This window comes from Paenibacillus motobuensis (genome assembly GCF_039521865.1).
GTDB lineage: Bacteria > Bacillota > Bacilli > Paenibacillales > Paenibacillaceae > Fontibacillus > Fontibacillus motobuensis.
Map to the genome: position 1 here is coordinate 95235 of NZ_BAAACX010000027.1, position 17760 is coordinate 112994.

The window sequence follows — 17760 nt, forward strand, 5'->3', positions numbered from 1 at the left end:
AATGTGTGATTTAGTTGTACGTGCAACAAATTTATATTGCAATCATAAAGTGAGGTCATCAGCATGAGTTCAAATCCAGAAATAGTAAGAAAAACGTATCAGGATGATCCCGCGGTACAAAAGAGGCGCTGGTTGATACTGATCGTCATTAATCTATTCACCTTCATGTCCACTCTGGACGGAAGCATCGTCAACATCGCCCTCCCTGTCATATCGAAGCAGCTCGATTTGCCGGTAGCCCAGACACAATGGGTTGTCACCAGCTACCTCATGATGATCTGTGCGGCAATTCTATTCTTCGGCAAACTCGGGGATATCGTTGGCAAAATAAAAATATTCAAGTTAGGCATGATTATTTTCACGATCGGGTCCCTGTTCTGCGGATTAAGCCACAGCTTGACCACCTTGATTGCCTCACGGCTTATACAGGCCCTTGGTGCGTCGATGACGATGGCAAACAATCAAGGGATTGTTACTGACATCTTCCCCCCGAATGAACGCGGTAAGGCGCTCGGGTTCATCGGAACCTTCGTATCACTGGGCAGTATTGCCGGTCCAAGTCTCGGCGGCATTATCATTTCCAGCCTTGGTTGGGAGTATATATTCTGGGTGAATGTTCCGATCGGGATCATCGCCTTTATCATTGGTGCTAAGACGCTGCCACAGGATCTTACAAAGCTGCAAGTCAAGATCGACAAGGCGGGCAACCTGTTATTCACACTATTTATCCTTGCCCTATTCTCCGGGCTACTACTTGGACAACAGGTCGGTTACGGAGATTACCGTATCATAGCCTCATTAATCGCATCAGTAGTTGTGTTTATCGCCTTTATATGGGTGCAGATGCATAAGCAGGAGCCGCTGCTTCAGCTATCGCTCTTTAAGAATCCGCTGTTCTCGTTGAGCATTTTGTGCGGATTTCTCGTCTTCGTTGCGAACTTCTGCTACAACATTATCGCGCCTTTCTATGCACAGAGCATTCTTAACCTGTCTCCGTCTCAAGCCGGGTTCCTGCTGATGATCTTCCCGATTGTCATGGTCATCATCGCACCGATTAGCGGTACCCTATCGGATAAGATTGGCTCGGAGTTGCTAACCTTCATCGGTCTGATCGTGATGGTTATCGCCCAATTCGGCCTTGCTTCATTGCACAACGGCAGCCATATTGCGTTCGTATCGCTATGGATTGCTATGCTTGGACTTGGCAGCGGGATATTCCAATCTCCGAACAACTCGCTCGTGATGTCCAAGGTACCACGGACACAACTTGGGATCGCTGGCAGCATTAACGGCTTGGTCCGCAATATCGGGATGGTTGTAGGGATCACGGTAGCAACTTCTACCCTGTTCAGCGTGATGAGCCATAAAGCGGGGTATCGTGTAACCGGGTTGATTCCAGATCGCCCGGATATCTTTCTGGCCGGAATGCATGTCGTCTACCAGACGTCAGCGACGATCTGCCTTGTAGCCGCTCTGCTGACCGGCTGGCGTCTCTGGTCGTCCAAACGCTCGCCGCGAAATGAAGCTGTCCACTCGAATTAAGAGTAAGTTAGCGGGTATGGCGTATAACTAGTGAACTAACTTGGACAGCATGACGTGTGATCCATGATCTAACGTAGACTGGAGCACGTTTTACGTGCAATGCTCCTAATGAGCAGGCAAAAACCTGCAAAAATGCAGTTATTTCGTTGATAAATCTGTGTCTGTCTAAAATTCCTGCTTATATACAGTTTTTACAACGGAAATTGGGTATATATGGATATCCCAAAGTGAAAGCCTGCATTTTTGCAGGTTTTTTCTTTGAATCTCTTTTTTAGAGCCTGAAAAGCTGCATTTCTGCAGTTTTTGGTTTCTATCAATCCAACTCTACCTCAACTCAGGTTGGGGTTGGGTTGGGGTTGGGTTGGGATTGGGGTTGGGTTGGACTTAGAGTTAAACTTAGGGTTAGGGTTAGGCCTAACCCTAATGCATCACGCCCCCTCTACCCTCTCCCCTATTGCAAACTTCCCCACTATCGTCTTTATCACGCGGTCCAGTTTCATCCTCCGCCGCAACAAGATTAGCTACCAGGAATGCAGATTACTGCGCACGCTCATTTATTTTCCCCTTCATCATGGAAATGAAGGCATAAAGCTCATATTGCTCCTGCTCCTTCTGTCCGTAAGCGCGAACCTGCACATTTCCTGCGTCGATCTCCGAATCGCCAACGACCAGCATGTATGGGATCTTTTGCATTTGCGCCTCCCGGATTCTATAACCAAGCTTCTCATCCCGCGAGTCCACCTCGGCCCGAATCCCTGCATCTATCAGACGTTCACGCAGCTCATTGGCATAAGCAGCATGGGCATCAGCCACCGGAATAACGATGGCCTGCACAGGTGCCAGCCAAATTGGAAAGGCCCCAGCATAATGCTCAATCAAAATACCGAGAAAACGGTCGATGGAACCGTATATTGCGCGGTGTACGACAACCGGAGTCTGCTTATTGTTCTGCTCATCCACATAGGAAAGCCCAAACTTCTCCGGCATTTGAAAATCCAGCTGGATTGTTCCGCACTGGTGACTGCGATTTAGAGCATCCTTAATATGAAAATCAATCTTCGGTCCGTAGAAGGCGCCATCCTCGGGATTAAGACTATACTTCAGTCCCGATGCTTCAAGCACTTTCAGAAGTGCATCTTCCGCTGCTTCCCACTGTTCATCACTGCCCATCGAATCCAGCGGCCTAGTCGACAGCTCGAGCGAATACTCGAAGCCGAAGATTCCGTAGATCTCTTTGATCAGATCGATCGTATGCATGATCTCCGCTTCAATCTGTTCCGGCGCCACAAAAATATGTGCATCGTCCTGACAGAAAGTTCTAACCCGGAACAGACCATTTAACGCGCCACTGAATTCATGGCGGTGAACCTGACCAAATTCGGCATAACGGATCGGCAGATCTTTATAAGAATGTAGGCTGTTCCTGTACATCAACATATGCCCTGGGCAGTTCATCGGCTTAACGGCAAAATGATGATGATCAAGCTCAGAGAAATACATATTGTCGCGATAATGATCCCAGTGCCCGGACTGCTCCCACATATGTCGATCCATCATGAACGGTGTACGAACCTCCTCATACCCGTACTTCAGTAAATATTCCCGCGACAAGCTCTCTAATTCATTACGCAGCACTGTGCCTTTAGGCAGATAGAACGGCATCCCGGGGGCTTCATCCGCAAACATAAACAGTTGAAGCTGCTTGCCGAGCTTGCGGTGATCCCGCTTCTGAGCTTCTTCCTGCCACTTCAAATATTCATCAAGTTCACGCTTACTTGCAAATGCTACCCCATAAATGCGCTGCAGCATCGGCTTCTGGCTGTCCCCCTGCCAATAGGCCCCGGACACATTCAACAGCTTGAAGAACGGCTTGGAACGAAGCAAATCCCGTGCAGCACTCTGGGCTAATTCCTCATTATGCTCACGAGAATCCGCTGCACAACCCCCTGGAAGAATATCCACATAGCCACCCTGCTCAAAAATAAAAACCGGCTCCTCCATGGCCCCTTCTTTGAGCCAATCTACCTTCCAGTGTTCCCCTCTTGCCTCGAAGAGCGGAATCGCCTCGATTCGGGAGTATTGGCGGCAATTCGCAGGCTCATCCTGAGCAGCAAGCTGCTTCATATCCTGTTCAATCTCTGCGACATCCTCCTCAGTAATTGGGCTCGCAGCGTCAAAATCATAGTAGAAGCCCTGCGGAGTATCCGCAAACATCCCCAGTCTGACGCCTTGAATCTGGTGCTGAACGGCTCTTGCCATCAGCATTGCAGCATATCTTCTTCCCAGTACTTGCTTCGAAATTGGACTGCACATTTTAATATCACTCCTAAAATTTATTGTTTATATGAACAAAAAAGCGCACTGTCCGCATAGGGACGAGCGCGCTCGTGGTTCCACCCATATTCAATCCACTAAGAGGTAATTCAAAAAGTCCACTTTGGATCACGATGTAGAACAGGATGTGTTCTTAGTGCTGAAAACCGGCCTTTTTGAACTCGCACATTCAAGCGAATCCTTATGTCTTCTATAACGGGAATTCCCGGCAACCCTTACACTCATGCCGCTGCTCTTGCACCACGACCAACTCCCAACTGGGGACAATCATTACGGCGCTCGCTTAGCATAAACATGATTTCAAAATTGCAGCTACAAGGCGGTAAATCCTTACTTCCTCCATAGGGGCTTTCAGCCAAGACCCCGTTCTCTGGCATGGTATCCATAAAAATTATTGTCCTTGATCATCGCTTTTTTGTGGTTGTTCAGAAAGTCAAATTTTGATCACGAAGTGACTCAGGAAGCCACTCCGGCATCGAATCTTGAATTCACCCGGGCCTTCCAGTGTTACGTACGCTACGCTCCTCACGCCCTAGCTTCATCCAACCTTCTCGGTGCTGAAAACTAGGCTTTTTGAACTCTTACTTTTTGTGAAAAATCAAAAAAGCCCACTGTCCGCATAGGGACGAGCGCGCTCGTGGTTCCACCCAAGTTCAATCCACTAACATCTTACCTTTAGCGAATCCTTATAACTTCTGTAACGGGAATTCCCGGCAATCCTTACACTCACGCTGCTACCCTTCAGTGGGTCCCGTGCGTGATTTCAAAATTGCAGCTACAAGGTGGTAAATCCTTACTTCCTCCATAGGGGCTTTCAGCCAAGGCCCCGTTCTCTGACATGGCATCTATAAGTATTCTTGTCCTTGATTCAAGCTTTTGCGATACAACAATACTAAGCAACACGGCTAGAAATGTCAACTGCCATTTATCCCACCCTCTCATAACGGATTGTATACTCCGTATCATGAGCCGGGTTGAACTGAAGGTAAACATAGACTCCGAACTCGCTACCGTCCTTCGTTCTGATCCACAGCTTGAATTTCTCCTCAGCCTTATTGGCGGACAGATACGTCCGGCCTACATGCAAATAATCTATAATATCGGCTTGGTAACGTTGCTGGGTCTCTTTGACCGCAATCTGGCCCCATTTGGCATATTCCGGGGCTGCACCCGCGCCCATCATTCCAATGCATAATGTCCCCACCACAACTAAGCTGACCATAGTCCGTATCATTCTAGTCGGTAATCTCAATTTAGCGCATCTCCTTAGTGTAATCTATGGATACTACTAATATCTCTTCGATGAAGTGCAAATATTCTATAGCCACTCGAGGGCATCATCAAGCAAAATTTATAGAAGAATGAACTTTTTGCACTCCTTATAACTCTTATATAAGAGAGGTGAAGGCATGAAGACAGTACGTTTGGTGAAGAAAGCCAAAAAGGGAAATAAAGAAGCATTACTACAGCTCATTATGGCTGAGGAGGATACATACTATCAGCTCGCCCTAACCTATATGGGGAATGCCCATGACGCGATGGATGCCATGGAGGACATGATTCTGATCCTATACGAGAAGATCGAGCAGCTTAAGAGCGAAGAATCCTTCTATAGCTGGAGTAAGACGATCCTTGCTAATAGCTGCAAGGGGTTGCTTCGCAAACGAAGCAAACTGGTACTGGTTGATGAGTGGGAGTCTGAGCATGTCAATCATCATGAACTGGGGTCAAATCCCCACAGGATAAATTCCGCTGAAGCCAATGATCCATACTTGAATAGTGAACGGCAAATGGACATTCAAACTTTATTGCTCCAAATCAATGAGCAGCAAAAAGAAGCGATCCAGTTGAGATATTTGCATGACCTCGATTACCAGACGATTGCAGATATAACTCAGGTACCGATTGGGACCGTCAAGTCAAGAATCTCCCAAGGATTGAAAAGACTCAGAGAATATCGTGGAGGTGAGCAGAATGAATAACATCGAAGAGCAATTGGCTGTGGAGAAGCAGCGACTTGAAAATGAGAAAGCACCAAAGGAGCTGAAAAACCGATTAAGAGCAACCTTGGATGCAGCTCCCTCCAGAAAGTCGAAGCGCATCGCACCCATTTGGAAGGCCGCGGCTATCCTTATTCTCATCGCTGCGATTTTCGGATCGAACTATAATGCACTTGCGTATTACGGCAGGCAGCTATTTGGATTCGATGAGCTGATGGGAGATACTTTGAAGCAGCTTAATGATAAAGGTATGGGACAGAGCATGGAGGAGAAGATCTCGCTGAAGGACGGAACGGATTTCACCATCAACGGTATTATTGCGGATGCAAATCAGCTGGTAATGTATTATACCCTGTATAATCCACATGGACTGGATCAGAGCCATGAGCCAATCAGATTAGATTCTATCAACGGTTTCTTGACGAAATCCTACCCAGCAAGCGGAACATCGGTCATGAACGAGGAGCAGACCGAGATTAAAGGCATCATCACCTTTGACAGTGTGAATCCCTTTGCCAAGAAATTAACTTTGCATTATATGCAAATGCCTTATTCAGCCGAGCAAATGTCGCCAGGAACCCTTACTTTTCCATACAATCCGAATCAAGCGCTGCAGACGCAGTTAAGGCAATCCATCAATAAGACGCTCAAGGTGGACCAGGGCTCACTGACATTTCAATCGATCACAGCTACGCCAACACAAACGGTTGTCAGAGGAACCATGCGGGTGGACAATTATGACCGTATTCCTAACGCACTGGACGAGATTGAGTTAAGAGCGAACGGAATTGAAATCCCGATCAAAGGCAGCGGAAGCCAATCTTCATATGGTAGCAAAATCAGCTTCGAAATCCGTTATGATGCTCTTCCGCAACAGATTCAAAGCTTGGAGCTCATCATGGACCATTTTGTAGGATATCAATCCTTGGATAAGAAGCTGTCACTGGCAAATGTAGTTACTGATCCATTCAAACTGGGTGAGGAGAATTTGTGGATTAAGGATGTATCCGTCACCTCCGACCAGGTTGAGATTACAATCGCCACAGAAGACGATATCATGCTGGATGGCGTATCTATTGAGACTCAAGGTGAGAATACGCCATTACAAACGACGGTCAGACAGGATCTCGTTAAGCAGGCCGATGGGACATTGCTGAAACAGCGCACCCTGCTATTTAAAACCAAGAATATGCCGGAATATCTGCTGATCAAGGGAATGCACTATATGAAAGACTACAATAAAACGATCGAGATTCCCGTAAAATGATTATACGGAGAAAGAAAGCCGGGCCGAGTGTCCCTAATTATAAATTTCAAAGAGAGCGAGCCGAAGCATTCGGCCCGCTCTTTCTTTTTAACATACCCTAATCTAACATCTCTGACCCAGTTACAGAAGCATTAGTCATTGAAGCTGGACTCGCAGCTTCTTCCCGTAATCTCTCCTTCTCTGCCCTCTTCTCCCGATCCCAAAGTTCCTGGAAGTAGGGGCTGTTGTGAAGAAGCTCTTTAAAGGTACCCAAACCGACTATTGCTCCATCTCTCACTAACAAAATCTGATCCATATGCTTTACGAAATCTAGTCTGTGAGCAATAACGAGAAGCGTATTCTTACTGAATCTATTCAGAAGGGATTCCATCACCCTCTGTTCGGTAATATTGTCGAGGGCCGAGACAGGCTCATCGAGGATAACTAATTCCCTCTGCTGAGCCATAATTCTGGCAAAGGCCAGACGCTGCCGTTCCCCGCCGGATAGCTTAATCCCCCGTTCGCCGACCATCGTATCCAGCCCCTCCGGGAGACTCATAACTTTGACTTTCAGCAACACCGTATCTAGCAATTCTAAAATTTGCTCGTCGGACATCTCTTGATCAAATACGATATTGCTTCGAATCGTCGCATCGAAGATCGGCGCATCCTGCGGGATGTAGGATACATGGTCATACAGGCTGTTCAGCTTGATCTGATCGATATCGACTCCGTCGATGAGGATGCTGCCTGATTCCTTTTTCAGCAATCCGAGCAATAACTTCACGATCGTTGACTTACCGCTACCGCTAAGACCGACGATTGCAAGTGACGTCCCCTGCGGTATCGCAAAAGAAACCTGATCCAATAGTCGCGCATCCCCGTATGAGAAGGATACATCTCTAAACTCAATCTGCCTGGACAACGGCCCTGCTTCCATACCCTTCAGCAAATTGGCATCCTCAGGCGCATTAATGAACTGTTCAAGACGTCCATAACCGACCCGGTTCAGCTTGTAATCGACATAGATGACATTGAAGATAGCCACGGGTGTATATACCTGATCGATGAACATGATCAAGGCGACAACGATTCCGATGGACGTTCCGCCGTCCAAAATTTGCTTGACCCCATACACAAGTACGGCGATCTTCAATAGACTCACGATTACAGCAAATATCGTAAAAAAGGCTTCATGGATCATCCTGATCCGGCAGTTCTTGGCGACGATATCATCGGCCGTAGCTGTAAGCCGTCTGATTTCCTTGTCGTAGCGCTTGTTGAGCCGGAATACGACCAGCTCCATAAATCCGCGCACCGAGTATTTGGCCAGCTTCTCCTGACTGTCCAGCAGCGAGGATTTGATTCTATAGAGCATGCGTAGCAGCAGGTTCGTCAGCAGAAATATAACGATATACCCCACCGCAATAACTAACATAATCTGTATGTTATACATACCGATGAATAACAAGCTGAATAACATGGTCGGCAGCAGGTTGCTAAATATCTCTAAGTAAAAAGAGTAAATGATGCTTTTCCCGGCAGATGCCCCATTCTCGATCACCTTGATCATCCGGCCGGTTCCAATATTCTGGTAGGCGCCATAATCCATTCTGGACACCTTCTCCAGCGCCATAATCTTCAGCTTCTCAAAAATTCCGTGCGACAAATACGCCTGCGGATATTCTGTAAGATAATTCAAAAGGGACACTGCCAGTAAAATGCAGCCGTACAAAATAATTAACCCTAGTATATCGTTAAGCTGGCGAATCCCAGCCACTTGATCAATCAGTTCCTGAAATATTCTGATGCCATACGCATTAAGAAATTGGATCATAAAGCCCATAATTATATACAGCAATATCATCCACTTGAAAAGAACAATGCACTTCTTCAACATATTCGAATCTACCTCCAATAAGATCAAAAAAGCCAAGGATCACTGCTCTTATATGCAGACGGAAAGAGAATGCCTGATATCAACGTATCAAGGTAATCTTTCCAACAAGCATATATAGCATGGTGCCCTTGGCTTAATTCTAGAGCGATAGCATTTGCCGACACCGTTCAAAGCTCTAGTCTCGATGTGGTCAAAAGGGCATAGAACCCCCTTGATAGCTGGTACGCGTGTTACCCAGCCCGAGAACTAGTTACTTCGAACGTTACGGATTGCCATCCTCTCACCTCATCTTCGTAGAATAATCTTATTATATCTGTTCCTATTAGACGCTACAACTATGCTATTTACGACCCTACTGCCTTTTAATCAAAATAAAATGGAACGGCCGAAGCCGTTCCTCCAATCTAAATGATCCGGATTGATTAGCTTAATCTCAATACCTGAGCCTCGTATGGGCGAAGCTCCATTTGCTCAAGCCGCGTCCCCTCAGGCAATTCATAGTTGCCAATCAGTTGCTCGTAAGTACGGTAACCTACGGATGCAGGCAGCTCGAAAGTCACAGGGGTAGCGAAGAAGTTAAGAATCACCAGCAGCCGTTCATCGCCCAAAGTGCGAGTATATGCATAAATATGCTCATGATCCTCCAGGAGGAGCTTATATTTGCCATAGACAATCACTTCATGCTGCTTGCGCAGCTCAATCAGGCGACGATAGTAATGGAAAATAGAATCCGGATCGGCCATGGCCTCTTCGGCATTGATCTCTTTATAATTTGGATTAACGACAAGCCAAGGTGTCCCGGCCGTAAAGCCGCCATGCGCTGTTGCGTCCCATTGCATCGGCGTACGGGCATTATCGCGACCTTTGCTATAGATGGAAGCCATAATATCTTCAACCGAACGGCCTGCTTCGCGATGTTCATTGAACATATTATGCGTCTCGATATCCTGATACTCTTCAATCGTTGCGAACTTCACATTGGTCATGCCGAGCTCTTCACCCTGATAAATAAACGGTGTACCCTGCATCGTATGAAGCAGCGTACCAAGCATTTTAGCTGATTCCTTGCGGTATTTGCCGTCATCGCCGAAGCGGGACACCATTCGCGGCTGGTCATGATTATTCAGGAACAGGCTGTTCCAGCCCTTCCCATCAAGGTCAGTCTGCCACTTGCTCATAATGCGCTTGAAGTCGAGCAGCTTCCACGGCGTTACAAACCATTTGCCTCCTGGGCCTGAGTCAATGTCCATCGATTCGAACTGGAACACCATGCTCAGCTCGCCCCGATCCTCACCTACATAGAGCGCCGCTTCCTCTGGCGATACTCCCGGCGTCTCGCCAACGGTCATCACATCATATTTCGACAGTACTTCCTGATTCATCTCCTGCAGGAATTCATGGATACGCGGACCATTCATGAAGTATTTGCCGCCGTCCTTGTACTTGCTCTCCCCTTCTCCGTCCGGTAAACCTTCAACTTTGCTGATCATATTGATGACGTCCATCCGGAATCCGTCGATGCCTTTATCCAGCCACCAGGTCATCAAATCATACACCTCACGGCGTACCTTCTCATTCTCCCAGTTCAGATCCGGCTGTTTCTTGGAGAAGAGGTGCAGATAGTACTGGTCTGTCGTCTCATCGTATTTCCAGGCAGAACCGCTGAAGATAGAAGCCCAGTTGTTCGGCTCCTTGCCATCCTTGCCATCACGCCAAATATAATAATCACGGTAAGGATTATCCTTGGACTTGCGGGATTCAACGAACCAGGCATGCTCGTCCGAGGTATGGTTCACTACCAAATCCATAATCAGCTTCATTCCGCGACTATGCAGGCCGTCAAGCAGACGCTCCCAATCTTCTATTGTACCGAACTCATCCATAATTCCCCGATAGTTGCTAATGTCGTAGCCGTTATCGTCGTTCGGCGACTCGTAGACCGGACATAACCAGATTACATCTACTCCCAGCTTCTGCAAATAATCCAGTCTTGAAATAATCCCCGGAATATCGCCGATCCCATCCCCGTTGCTGTCCTGGAAACTGCGCGGATATATCTGATATACAACGCTTTCCTTCCACCATGTCTTCTTCATGAATGAAAACTCCTATCCATTTATTTATCTATATTCATGATGCTTATGACTTTACAGCACCTTGAGTGATTCCGTTAATAATCCACTTCTGTGCGAAGATATATACGATCACCATCGGTGCCAGCGCTAGCAAGTAAGAGGCAAAGGCTAGGTTGTAATCCGTGCTGAATTGGCCTTGGAATACATACTGCACCAGAGGAAGTGTATACGATTCCGGTTTGCTCAGAATAATGAGCGGCAGCATGAAGTCGTTCCATGTGGACAGACAGCTCAGAATGGCGACCGTCGCATTAATCGGCGCAAGCAGCGGGAAAATAATCCGCCAGAAGGTTCCGTACGTTGTTGCTCCGTCTACCGTTGCCGCCTCTTCCAGCTCTAGCGGTATAGAACGGATATAACCAACATAGACGAAAATGTTAAAGGCGAGTCCATAGACGATATACAGAATGATCAAGCCAGGAATGTTGTTCATTCTCAGATCGGTCGTCAGTTTTACAACCGGCAGCATAATGATCTGGAACGGAATGAACATCGCGCTAATGAAGTAGAAATACAAGCCTTTGAAGAACTTATGGTTCATATTACGCGCTACAGCATACGACACTAGCGAGTTGGTCAAGAGCACAAAGCTCACCGAGAAGAACGTAATAACGAAGCTGTTCTTAAACGCCGAGAAGAAATCCGTCGCTTCAATCGCACGGGTGAAGTTGTCGAAGTGCAGTCCCGTCGGCAGAGCGAAGATCGATTGAGCCATCTCTTCTGGATTTTTCAACGCAATAGATACGGTCATATACAGCGGAAATAGAATAACGAGCGAACCGAGGGTAATCAGGGCTGTTATGAGCCAATTGGTGGAGTTTCTGGTTTTCATTAGGCATCCAACTCCCTCTTCTGTAAAAAGTTAAGCTGCACGACAGAGATGATCACGATCACGATGAAGTAAATAACCGCGTTCGCCGATTGATAAGCGAATTCTCCGCCCTGGAAGCCGCCTTGATAGATCAGCATGGCGATCGATTGCGTCGAACGTCCAGGCCCTCCGCCGGTAAGAGCTACGATCTGGTCAAATACCATGAGCGAGTTCTTCATCGCCAACACCATATTAATCGTAAAGAACGAAGCCAGCATCGGAAATGTCATCGACCAGAATGTGCTCCAAGGACCTGCACCATCAATATCCGCTGCTTCGTAAATATCACGTGGAATGGTCTGTAGGCCAGCCAGGTACAGAATCGTATTGAAGGCGATCCCTTGCCATACTGCGACGATCACGATACCAATCCAGGCCCACTTCTCACTGCCGAGGATGTTCATCGTGAGTATCTCGCTGCCAAGCTTCTCGCCAATCATCGGGATGGCATTGGCAAATATATAGTTAAAAATATAACCGACGATCAATACGCCGAGAACGTTAGGCAGGAAGTAAATGCCCCGGAAGAAATTACGGAATTTGATGCGCGAGTTCAGCCCTAAGGCAATAAGTAAGCTGATGACATTAATAAATATAGTAACGACGATCGCGTATTTGAAAGTAAAGAGATAAGCGTTCAGTACATTGCTATCTGTGAACAGGGAGGCAAAGTTCTTGAAGCCTACAAAATCATAGCTGTCGCTATATCCGTCATAGTTCGTGAACGAATAGAATATCCCTTGCAGCGTTGGAAAGGTATGAAATAGGAAAAACAGGAGCAAGGCCGGTATAGTCATTGTGTAGAACGCGGCTTTCCTTTTGGCCATCGTAATCCTCCTTCTTTAAATGGAGAAGAGCGCACAGTCAGCGCACTCTTCTCCTCTCACTAAGGGCTTAAGGTTCAAGCTTATTATTTACGGTTTGCAACCTTGTCCCACTCTGTATCAAACTGCTTCACATAAGCGTCTACATCTTTCTTTTGCAGGAAGCCTTGGATAATCGTATCGGCTTTCACTGCACTTGGAATGTAGTGATCGGAGAAGTCCTCGATCGCACCGCTCTCGAATGCCGCATTGAAACCTTCTACGCTTGGATCGGATTGAGTTACACCCTTAACCGCAGAGAATGCTTTTTGTTGATCGATGAAGAATTGAATATTGTCGGGTTGCAGCATGAAATCGATAAATTTCTTAGCTTCCTCAGAATGCTTCGTATTCTTGGAGATCGCAAGCAGAGTGTCGACCCCGGAAATCACTTTGTTCTTCGCTTCATCATTTGTTGCAGGGAATGGGAATACACCCAGCTCTACATTTGGATTGGCCTTCAGAATTTCAGGGATAGCCCATACACCTTGAATGTACATAGCAGCCTCTCCTCTGGCAAATGCAGCATTACCATCGTTGTAGCCTTTGCCGAACAGATCCTTCTGACCAAAGTCGAGCAATTTCAGTTGCTTCTCGGCAACTTCACGGAACTCAGGACTGTCGAATTTAATAGCTCCTTCGGTACGTTTACCATAGAAGTCGATACCAACAATGTCACTGGACAGAGAGTTGAACGGAACAAGCGTTGTCCAAGAATCCTTCAGCGTCTGATAAATCGCTGTCTTTCCAGCATCCTTTGCTTTTTGAGCTACGTTCATAAATTCATCCCAAGTCTTAGGAACTTCAAGTCCAAGCTCGGAGAAGATCGCTTTATTGTAAATTACACCACTTGCATTTGCTGTAAACGGAATGGCATAAGCGCTTTCAGATCCGATAAGCTTGTTCAACATATTCAGATAAGCGGGTTGAATGTTATTAAGTAGCGCATCTCCGGTAAGATCAGCGAAAATTCCGCTCTTTGCCAGTTGGGCATAAGTATCTGTGGCACCGAGACCGATAATATCAGGAACGTCTTTCTTCGCTACACGGGTTTTAAGGACAGTCTCAGCATCAGGCGGATTCACCTGCTGAACATGAATATTCGGGTTTGCCTCATTGAATTTCTTAATAAGAGCATCGAATGAATCCTTGGCTTCCGTCTTGTTCTGGAAGAACTCCAACTCTACCTTCTTGGCCGATGACGTATTGCCACTGGACTCATTTGTATTTTTTGGGCTGCCGCAGCCAGCCAATGCCATCAAAAATAATGCACTCACAAGAACTAAGGATATTGTCTTTTTCATACTTACTGACCCTCCATACTTTTTATTTTTGCTGTGTAGAATAACCAATAGCGAGTAAACGTATACTTTTACTTCGAAGAAACGTCCTGTCTTCTCTTTCTCGGCAACCACCTCCTTCAAGTCAATTGTCTACTCTCTGCCTTTGTAACCTCTCTATGAATAATTGATAGAAATAAGCTAGAAAAAGAGTAAACGTTTACTTTATCGTGAAAAAAACTTGCCTTGTTGTTCAAGGCATTTGGCGAACCGTCTGTCTCTCTATTAATTGATGGCTAACGATGCTGCTGGATACCTGATCAGTACCTTCGATTAATTGAATCAGCATCTCAGATGCCATACGTCCCATCATCGGCAAAGGCTGGTGAATCGTCGTTAATGGAGGAAAGACCATTCTCGAGAAGACGAGATCATCATAACCGATAATCGACATTTCCTCCGGGATTTTAAGTCCTCGTTCCAAGGCTACCCCCATCGCACCGATCGCCATCTCATCACTGGCAGCGAAGAGAGCCGTGAACGGTGGTGCCTCATCCAGCAGCAGCTTCATCGCTTCACGCCCCATATCCAGACGGAAGTTTCCGTAGCCCACTCTCGATTCCATATATTCCAGACCATGATCTTCAAGTGCCTGACGGTACCCCTCTAGACGAGGAACGCCAGCAATGGCATCTGTAATCGTACCGCAGATCATTGCGATATCACGATGTCCTTTGCGGATAAGATACTCTGTAGCATGGTAGGAAGCCTGTCGATCATCTACCTTCACATAAGGAATAGCATGCTTATGGGATAGCGTGTTAACCAGTACGACCGGAACTCGCATTTGCTTGAGCAGCTTGTAATACTCATCCTCCAAAGATCCGCTTGTGAATATCACTCCATCCACCTGCTTCTCTCCAAGCACCTGAAGGTATTTCAGCGTACGCTTTCCGTCTTCATCCGTGTTGCACATAATGACACTAAATCCCTTATCATTGGCCACCTGCTCTATCCCGTGCAGAATCTCTGACGAGAAGCTGCTCGATACGTCGGGAACGAGGACACCAATCGTCTGCGTTCGCTTGTTGATTAGACCTCTGGCAATAGCGTTAGGCTGGTAGCCGAGCTCTTCAACCGCTTGCAAAACCTTCTGCTTCGTCTTGTCCGAATAGCCTGAAAGATTGTGAAGTACCCTAGAGACCGTAGCAACCGATACCCCTGATGCCTTGGCAACATCCTTAATTGTTGGAGGGTTCATATTCCCATCAAAATCGCAACCTTCTTTACATTTTCATACCATTACTATTTACTTAAAAATTTTGAGTAAACGTTTAACTTGGTTACAGTATACTTTTGTGTTTTACCTTTGTCAACGCTTTTATGAATCGCTTTCACAATTTTAGGTCAAAGATTCGCGAAGTAAAGTAAGCCCTTTCTTGCTTGCCTGGCCACCCGCCCCCATCGATTGAAGAGCGGGCCGCCGGCTGCTGTGAACCATTATGGTAATGTCAATAAGAGAGGTTTAACCGTATTGGCAAAAGAATAATTCGTGGTCTTGTCCCAGTTGATCGACCATGTCATCGCGCCACGGAAATCCGGATACTTCGCTACTGGCTTGTACGTCCCGCAATCCGTACCATTCGTCAGGCACTTCAACGCATTGTTGACGACCGTCGGAGAGACATATCCTCCTCCAGCCGCACCTGAAGTGGCAGGTACTCCGATTCCTAATTGAGAAGGCTCTACCCATTGCAGTGTCAGATCGGACAGCGCCGTAAGGAAATCGATCGTTCCCTGTGAGTAGCATTTCCCGTCACGGCCCAACATACACCCGGAATTGTAATATTGTACATTGATGACGGTAGTGATGTCTTTAAGATTGTTGTATAACTGCATATACGTTGTATTCGGGCTTTGCATATCAATCGTCTGCGGAGCCATCGTCAGAATAAATCCTGATCCAACTTTGGCTTGCAATTGACGTACTGCACTCGTCAGATTTGTTACATTCATGCCATTCTCGAGGTCAATATCGATTCCGTCAAGTCCGTACTGCGTAATTAGCCCGTACATACTGTCCACGAAATTGGCAACGTTAGGTGTAGCGTTATCTAAGTTAACATTTCCCAACTCTCCACCGATGGAGAGAATGACCTTTTTGCCTTGGGCGCGCTTCGCCTGGATATCATTGATCAGATCGGTATTAGAGTAGCCACCCAGTGCATTAGATAGCGGTCCATTCACGTTAAAGGTCACTCCGCCTGGCTTCGCCGGATCCATTTCCGCAAAGGAGAGTGCAATAATATCATATTGGCTAGGAACGTCGCTGAGCTTAATATTGGATGAGCCGTTAATGAAATTATGCCAATAGCCTGTCAGCGTGTGCTTCGGCAGTTGCCCTCCGCCTCCGCCGCCTCCGGTCGTCGTTGCGCTAACCGCTGTACTTTGTGGCGATACATTCCCGGCAGCATCCTTGGCGGCTACCTTGAAAGTATACGCCGTACCTGCAGAGAGGCCTGAGACCGTAGCGCTTGTTCCCGTGACAGACAGTGCCAAATTTGTGCCTTGGTATACATCATAGCCGGTGACCCCGACATTATCTGTGGAAGCCGTCCAGGATAGCGATACTGACGATGAGGTTACACCCGTGACTGTAACGTTGGCAGGTGTCGAGGGGGCCTGAGTATCCGGGCTGCTGACGGCATTCGTCTTCACGCTGATCGTATTGCTGGAAGGAGATACATTGCCGGCAGCATCCTTGGCCTTAACCGAATAAGAATAAGTCGTATCCGGGGTAAGTCCGGTATGGGTAAATATCAACGTAGATCCGGAGACACTACCGACCGTTGCCGTACCTTGATAGATCACGTACTCCGTGACGCCAACATTATCCGTGGAGGCGGTCCACTGCAGCGTGATACTGGAACTTGTTATGCCGGAAGCATTTAGATTACCTGGTGCAGTCGGTGCCTGGGTATCACTGGTCCCCCCCTGTGTCTGCTGCCACAATGCTGGCACGTTAGGCGGTTCCCAACCGACAAGCGAAGTATGCGCTTGCAGCGCTTTATAGGTATTGCCTCCATAGGTTACAGTATCGTTCGCCTGGTAAGCCACATTCGGCGCCCATGCGCCCCGATCCGCAGCAAATGCCAGTGATGGCAGCAGCGCCACTAATAGTGCGATGATCAGTAAGACTGGTATTCCGCGTCTGATCCCCTTGCTCGTCTGTTGCGGCATTCTTCTCATCGAAACTCCTCCTTATCATTTCAGCTAGCTACCTCCATCTCCCTTAAAACCTTGAAACCTTGAAATTCCTCCTTTCTTCTTTCTCTATGAAAATAAACTATGCGTCATACTTCGATAGAACTAAAAGTGACGCATAGAGTATTTAAGCGGAACGTACTTAGCACTGAAGACACTATTCCTCAGAGCTAATGGGATGAACGATTTAATAGATCAGATGATAGAGACCTGGGAAAAGTAGGACCACAAAATAGGCCCATGGATGATATGGACATTGACAAGAATACACGGCGAACACCAATAGAGACCGGTAGATTGGATTCATTGAAATAGAAAAAAATCG

The 17760-nt window shown here is 46.9% G+C and carries 11 protein-coding genes and 1 pseudogene; 3 read left to right on the forward strand and 9 right to left on the reverse strand.

The window, feature by feature from the left end:
* Nucleotides 1-63 precede the first annotated feature (63 nt).
* Nucleotides 64-1542 carry an MFS transporter gene (locus ABD014_RS23580; RefSeq protein WP_343865508.1) on the forward strand — a complete coding sequence of 493 codons (1479 nt, stop codon included), beginning with the start codon at nucleotides 64-66 and terminating at the stop codon, nucleotides 1540-1542.
* Nucleotides 1543-2079: 537 nt separating this feature from the next.
* Here the strand turns inward: ABD014_RS23580 and thrS are convergent.
* Nucleotides 2080-3801: pseudogene (gene thrS / locus ABD014_RS23585) on the reverse strand (threonine--tRNA ligase); the annotation flags it as partial.
* 1000 nt (nucleotides 3802-4801) lie between these two features.
* A complete protein-coding gene (locus ABD014_RS23590) occupies nucleotides 4802-5128 on the reverse strand; it encodes a DUF3889 domain-containing protein (RefSeq protein ID WP_343865512.1) in 327 nt (108 codons plus the stop codon).
* 157 nt (nucleotides 5129-5285) lie between these two features.
* Here ABD014_RS23590 and ABD014_RS23595 point away from each other — a divergent pair, with 157 nt between their 5' ends.
* Together ABD014_RS23595 and ABD014_RS23600 are read left to right on the forward strand one after the other, a co-directional pair.
* Nucleotides 5286-5858: a sigma-70 family RNA polymerase sigma factor gene (locus ABD014_RS23595; protein ID WP_343865514.1), complete on the forward strand. Its 573-nt coding sequence runs from the start codon at nucleotides 5286-5288 to the stop codon at nucleotides 5856-5858.
* Complete coding sequence (locus ABD014_RS23600; protein ID WP_343865516.1) at nucleotides 5851-7143, forward strand: DUF4179 domain-containing protein; 1293 nt, start codon at nucleotides 5851-5853, stop codon at nucleotides 7141-7143. Before ABD014_RS23595 ends, ABD014_RS23600 begins: the two co-directional genes overlap by 8 nt.
* Nucleotides 7144-7240: 97 nt before the next feature.
* Here the strand turns inward: ABD014_RS23600 and ABD014_RS23605 are convergent, their stop codons facing one another.
* The 7 genes from ABD014_RS23605 to ABD014_RS23635 form a co-directional block, all read right to left on the reverse strand.
* The gene (locus ABD014_RS23605) at nucleotides 7241-9022 is read right to left on the reverse strand and encodes an ABC transporter ATP-binding protein (protein ID WP_343865518.1); all 1782 of its coding nucleotides are present in this window, start codon (nucleotides 9020-9022) and stop codon (nucleotides 7241-7243) included.
* 422 nt (nucleotides 9023-9444) lie between these two features.
* The gene (locus ABD014_RS23610; protein WP_343865520.1) at nucleotides 9445-11118 is read right to left on the reverse strand and encodes a glycoside hydrolase family 13 protein; all 1674 of its coding nucleotides are present in this window, start codon (nucleotides 11116-11118) and stop codon (nucleotides 9445-9447) included.
* A 43-nt stretch (nucleotides 11119-11161) separates the two neighbouring features.
* Nucleotides 11162-11989, reverse strand: a complete 828-nt coding sequence (locus ABD014_RS23615) for a carbohydrate ABC transporter permease (protein ID WP_343865522.1) — start codon at nucleotides 11987-11989, stop codon at nucleotides 11162-11164.
* A complete protein-coding gene (locus tag ABD014_RS23620) occupies nucleotides 11989-12855 on the reverse strand; it encodes a carbohydrate ABC transporter permease (RefSeq protein ID WP_343865524.1) in 867 nt (288 codons plus the stop codon). Before ABD014_RS23620 ends, ABD014_RS23615 begins: the two co-directional genes overlap by 1 nt.
* 83 nt (nucleotides 12856-12938) lie before the next feature.
* Nucleotides 12939-14195: an ABC transporter substrate-binding protein gene (locus ABD014_RS23625; RefSeq protein WP_343865526.1), complete on the reverse strand. Its 1257-nt coding sequence runs from the start codon at nucleotides 14193-14195 to the stop codon at nucleotides 12939-12941.
* Between the two features lie 229 nt (nucleotides 14196-14424).
* Nucleotides 14425-15432 carry a LacI family DNA-binding transcriptional regulator gene (locus tag ABD014_RS23630; RefSeq protein WP_343865528.1) on the reverse strand — a complete coding sequence of 336 codons (1008 nt, stop codon included), beginning with the start codon at nucleotides 15430-15432 and terminating at the stop codon, nucleotides 14425-14427.
* Nucleotides 15433-15671: 239 nt separating this feature from the next.
* Nucleotides 15672-17420: a fibronectin type III domain-containing protein gene (locus tag ABD014_RS23635; protein WP_343865530.1), complete on the reverse strand. Its 1749-nt coding sequence runs from the start codon at nucleotides 17418-17420 to the stop codon at nucleotides 15672-15674.
* Between the last annotated feature and the right edge of the window lie 340 nt (nucleotides 17421-17760).

What these genes read in the sequence shown, in the direction of transcription:
- ABD014_RS23610 (WP_343865520.1), bottom strand. Translation starts at nt 11,118, where the DNA reads ATGAAGAAGACATGGTGGAAGGAAAGCGTTGTATATCAGATATATCCG.
- ABD014_RS23580 (WP_343865508.1), top strand. Translation starts at nt 64, where the DNA reads ATGAGTTCAAATCCAGAAATAGTAAGAAAAACGTATCAGGATGATCCC.
- ABD014_RS23625 (WP_343865526.1), bottom strand. Translation starts at nt 14,195, where the DNA reads ATGAAAAAGACAATATCCTTAGTTCTTGTGAGTGCATTATTTTTGATG.
- ABD014_RS23595 (WP_343865514.1), top strand. Translation starts at nt 5,286, where the DNA reads ATGAAGACAGTACGTTTGGTGAAGAAAGCCAAAAAGGGAAATAAAGAA.
- ABD014_RS23635 (WP_343865530.1), bottom strand. Translation starts at nt 17,420, where the DNA reads ATGAGAAGAATGCCGCAACAGACGAGCAAGGGGATCAGACGCGGAATA.
- ABD014_RS23600 (WP_343865516.1), top strand. Translation starts at nt 5,851, where the DNA reads ATGAATAACATCGAAGAGCAATTGGCTGTGGAGAAGCAGCGACTTGAA.
- ABD014_RS23605 (WP_343865518.1), bottom strand. Translation starts at nt 9,022, where the DNA reads ATGTTGAAGAAGTGCATTGTTCTTTTCAAGTGGATGATATTGCTGTAT.
- ABD014_RS23620 (WP_343865524.1), bottom strand. Translation starts at nt 12,855, where the DNA reads ATGGCCAAAAGGAAAGCCGCGTTCTACACAATGACTATACCGGCCTTG.
- ABD014_RS23615 (WP_343865522.1), bottom strand. Translation starts at nt 11,989, where the DNA reads ATGAAAACCAGAAACTCCACCAATTGGCTCATAACAGCCCTGATTACC.
- ABD014_RS23630 (WP_343865528.1), bottom strand. Translation starts at nt 15,432, where the DNA reads ATGAACCCTCCAACAATTAAGGATGTTGCCAAGGCATCAGGGGTATCG.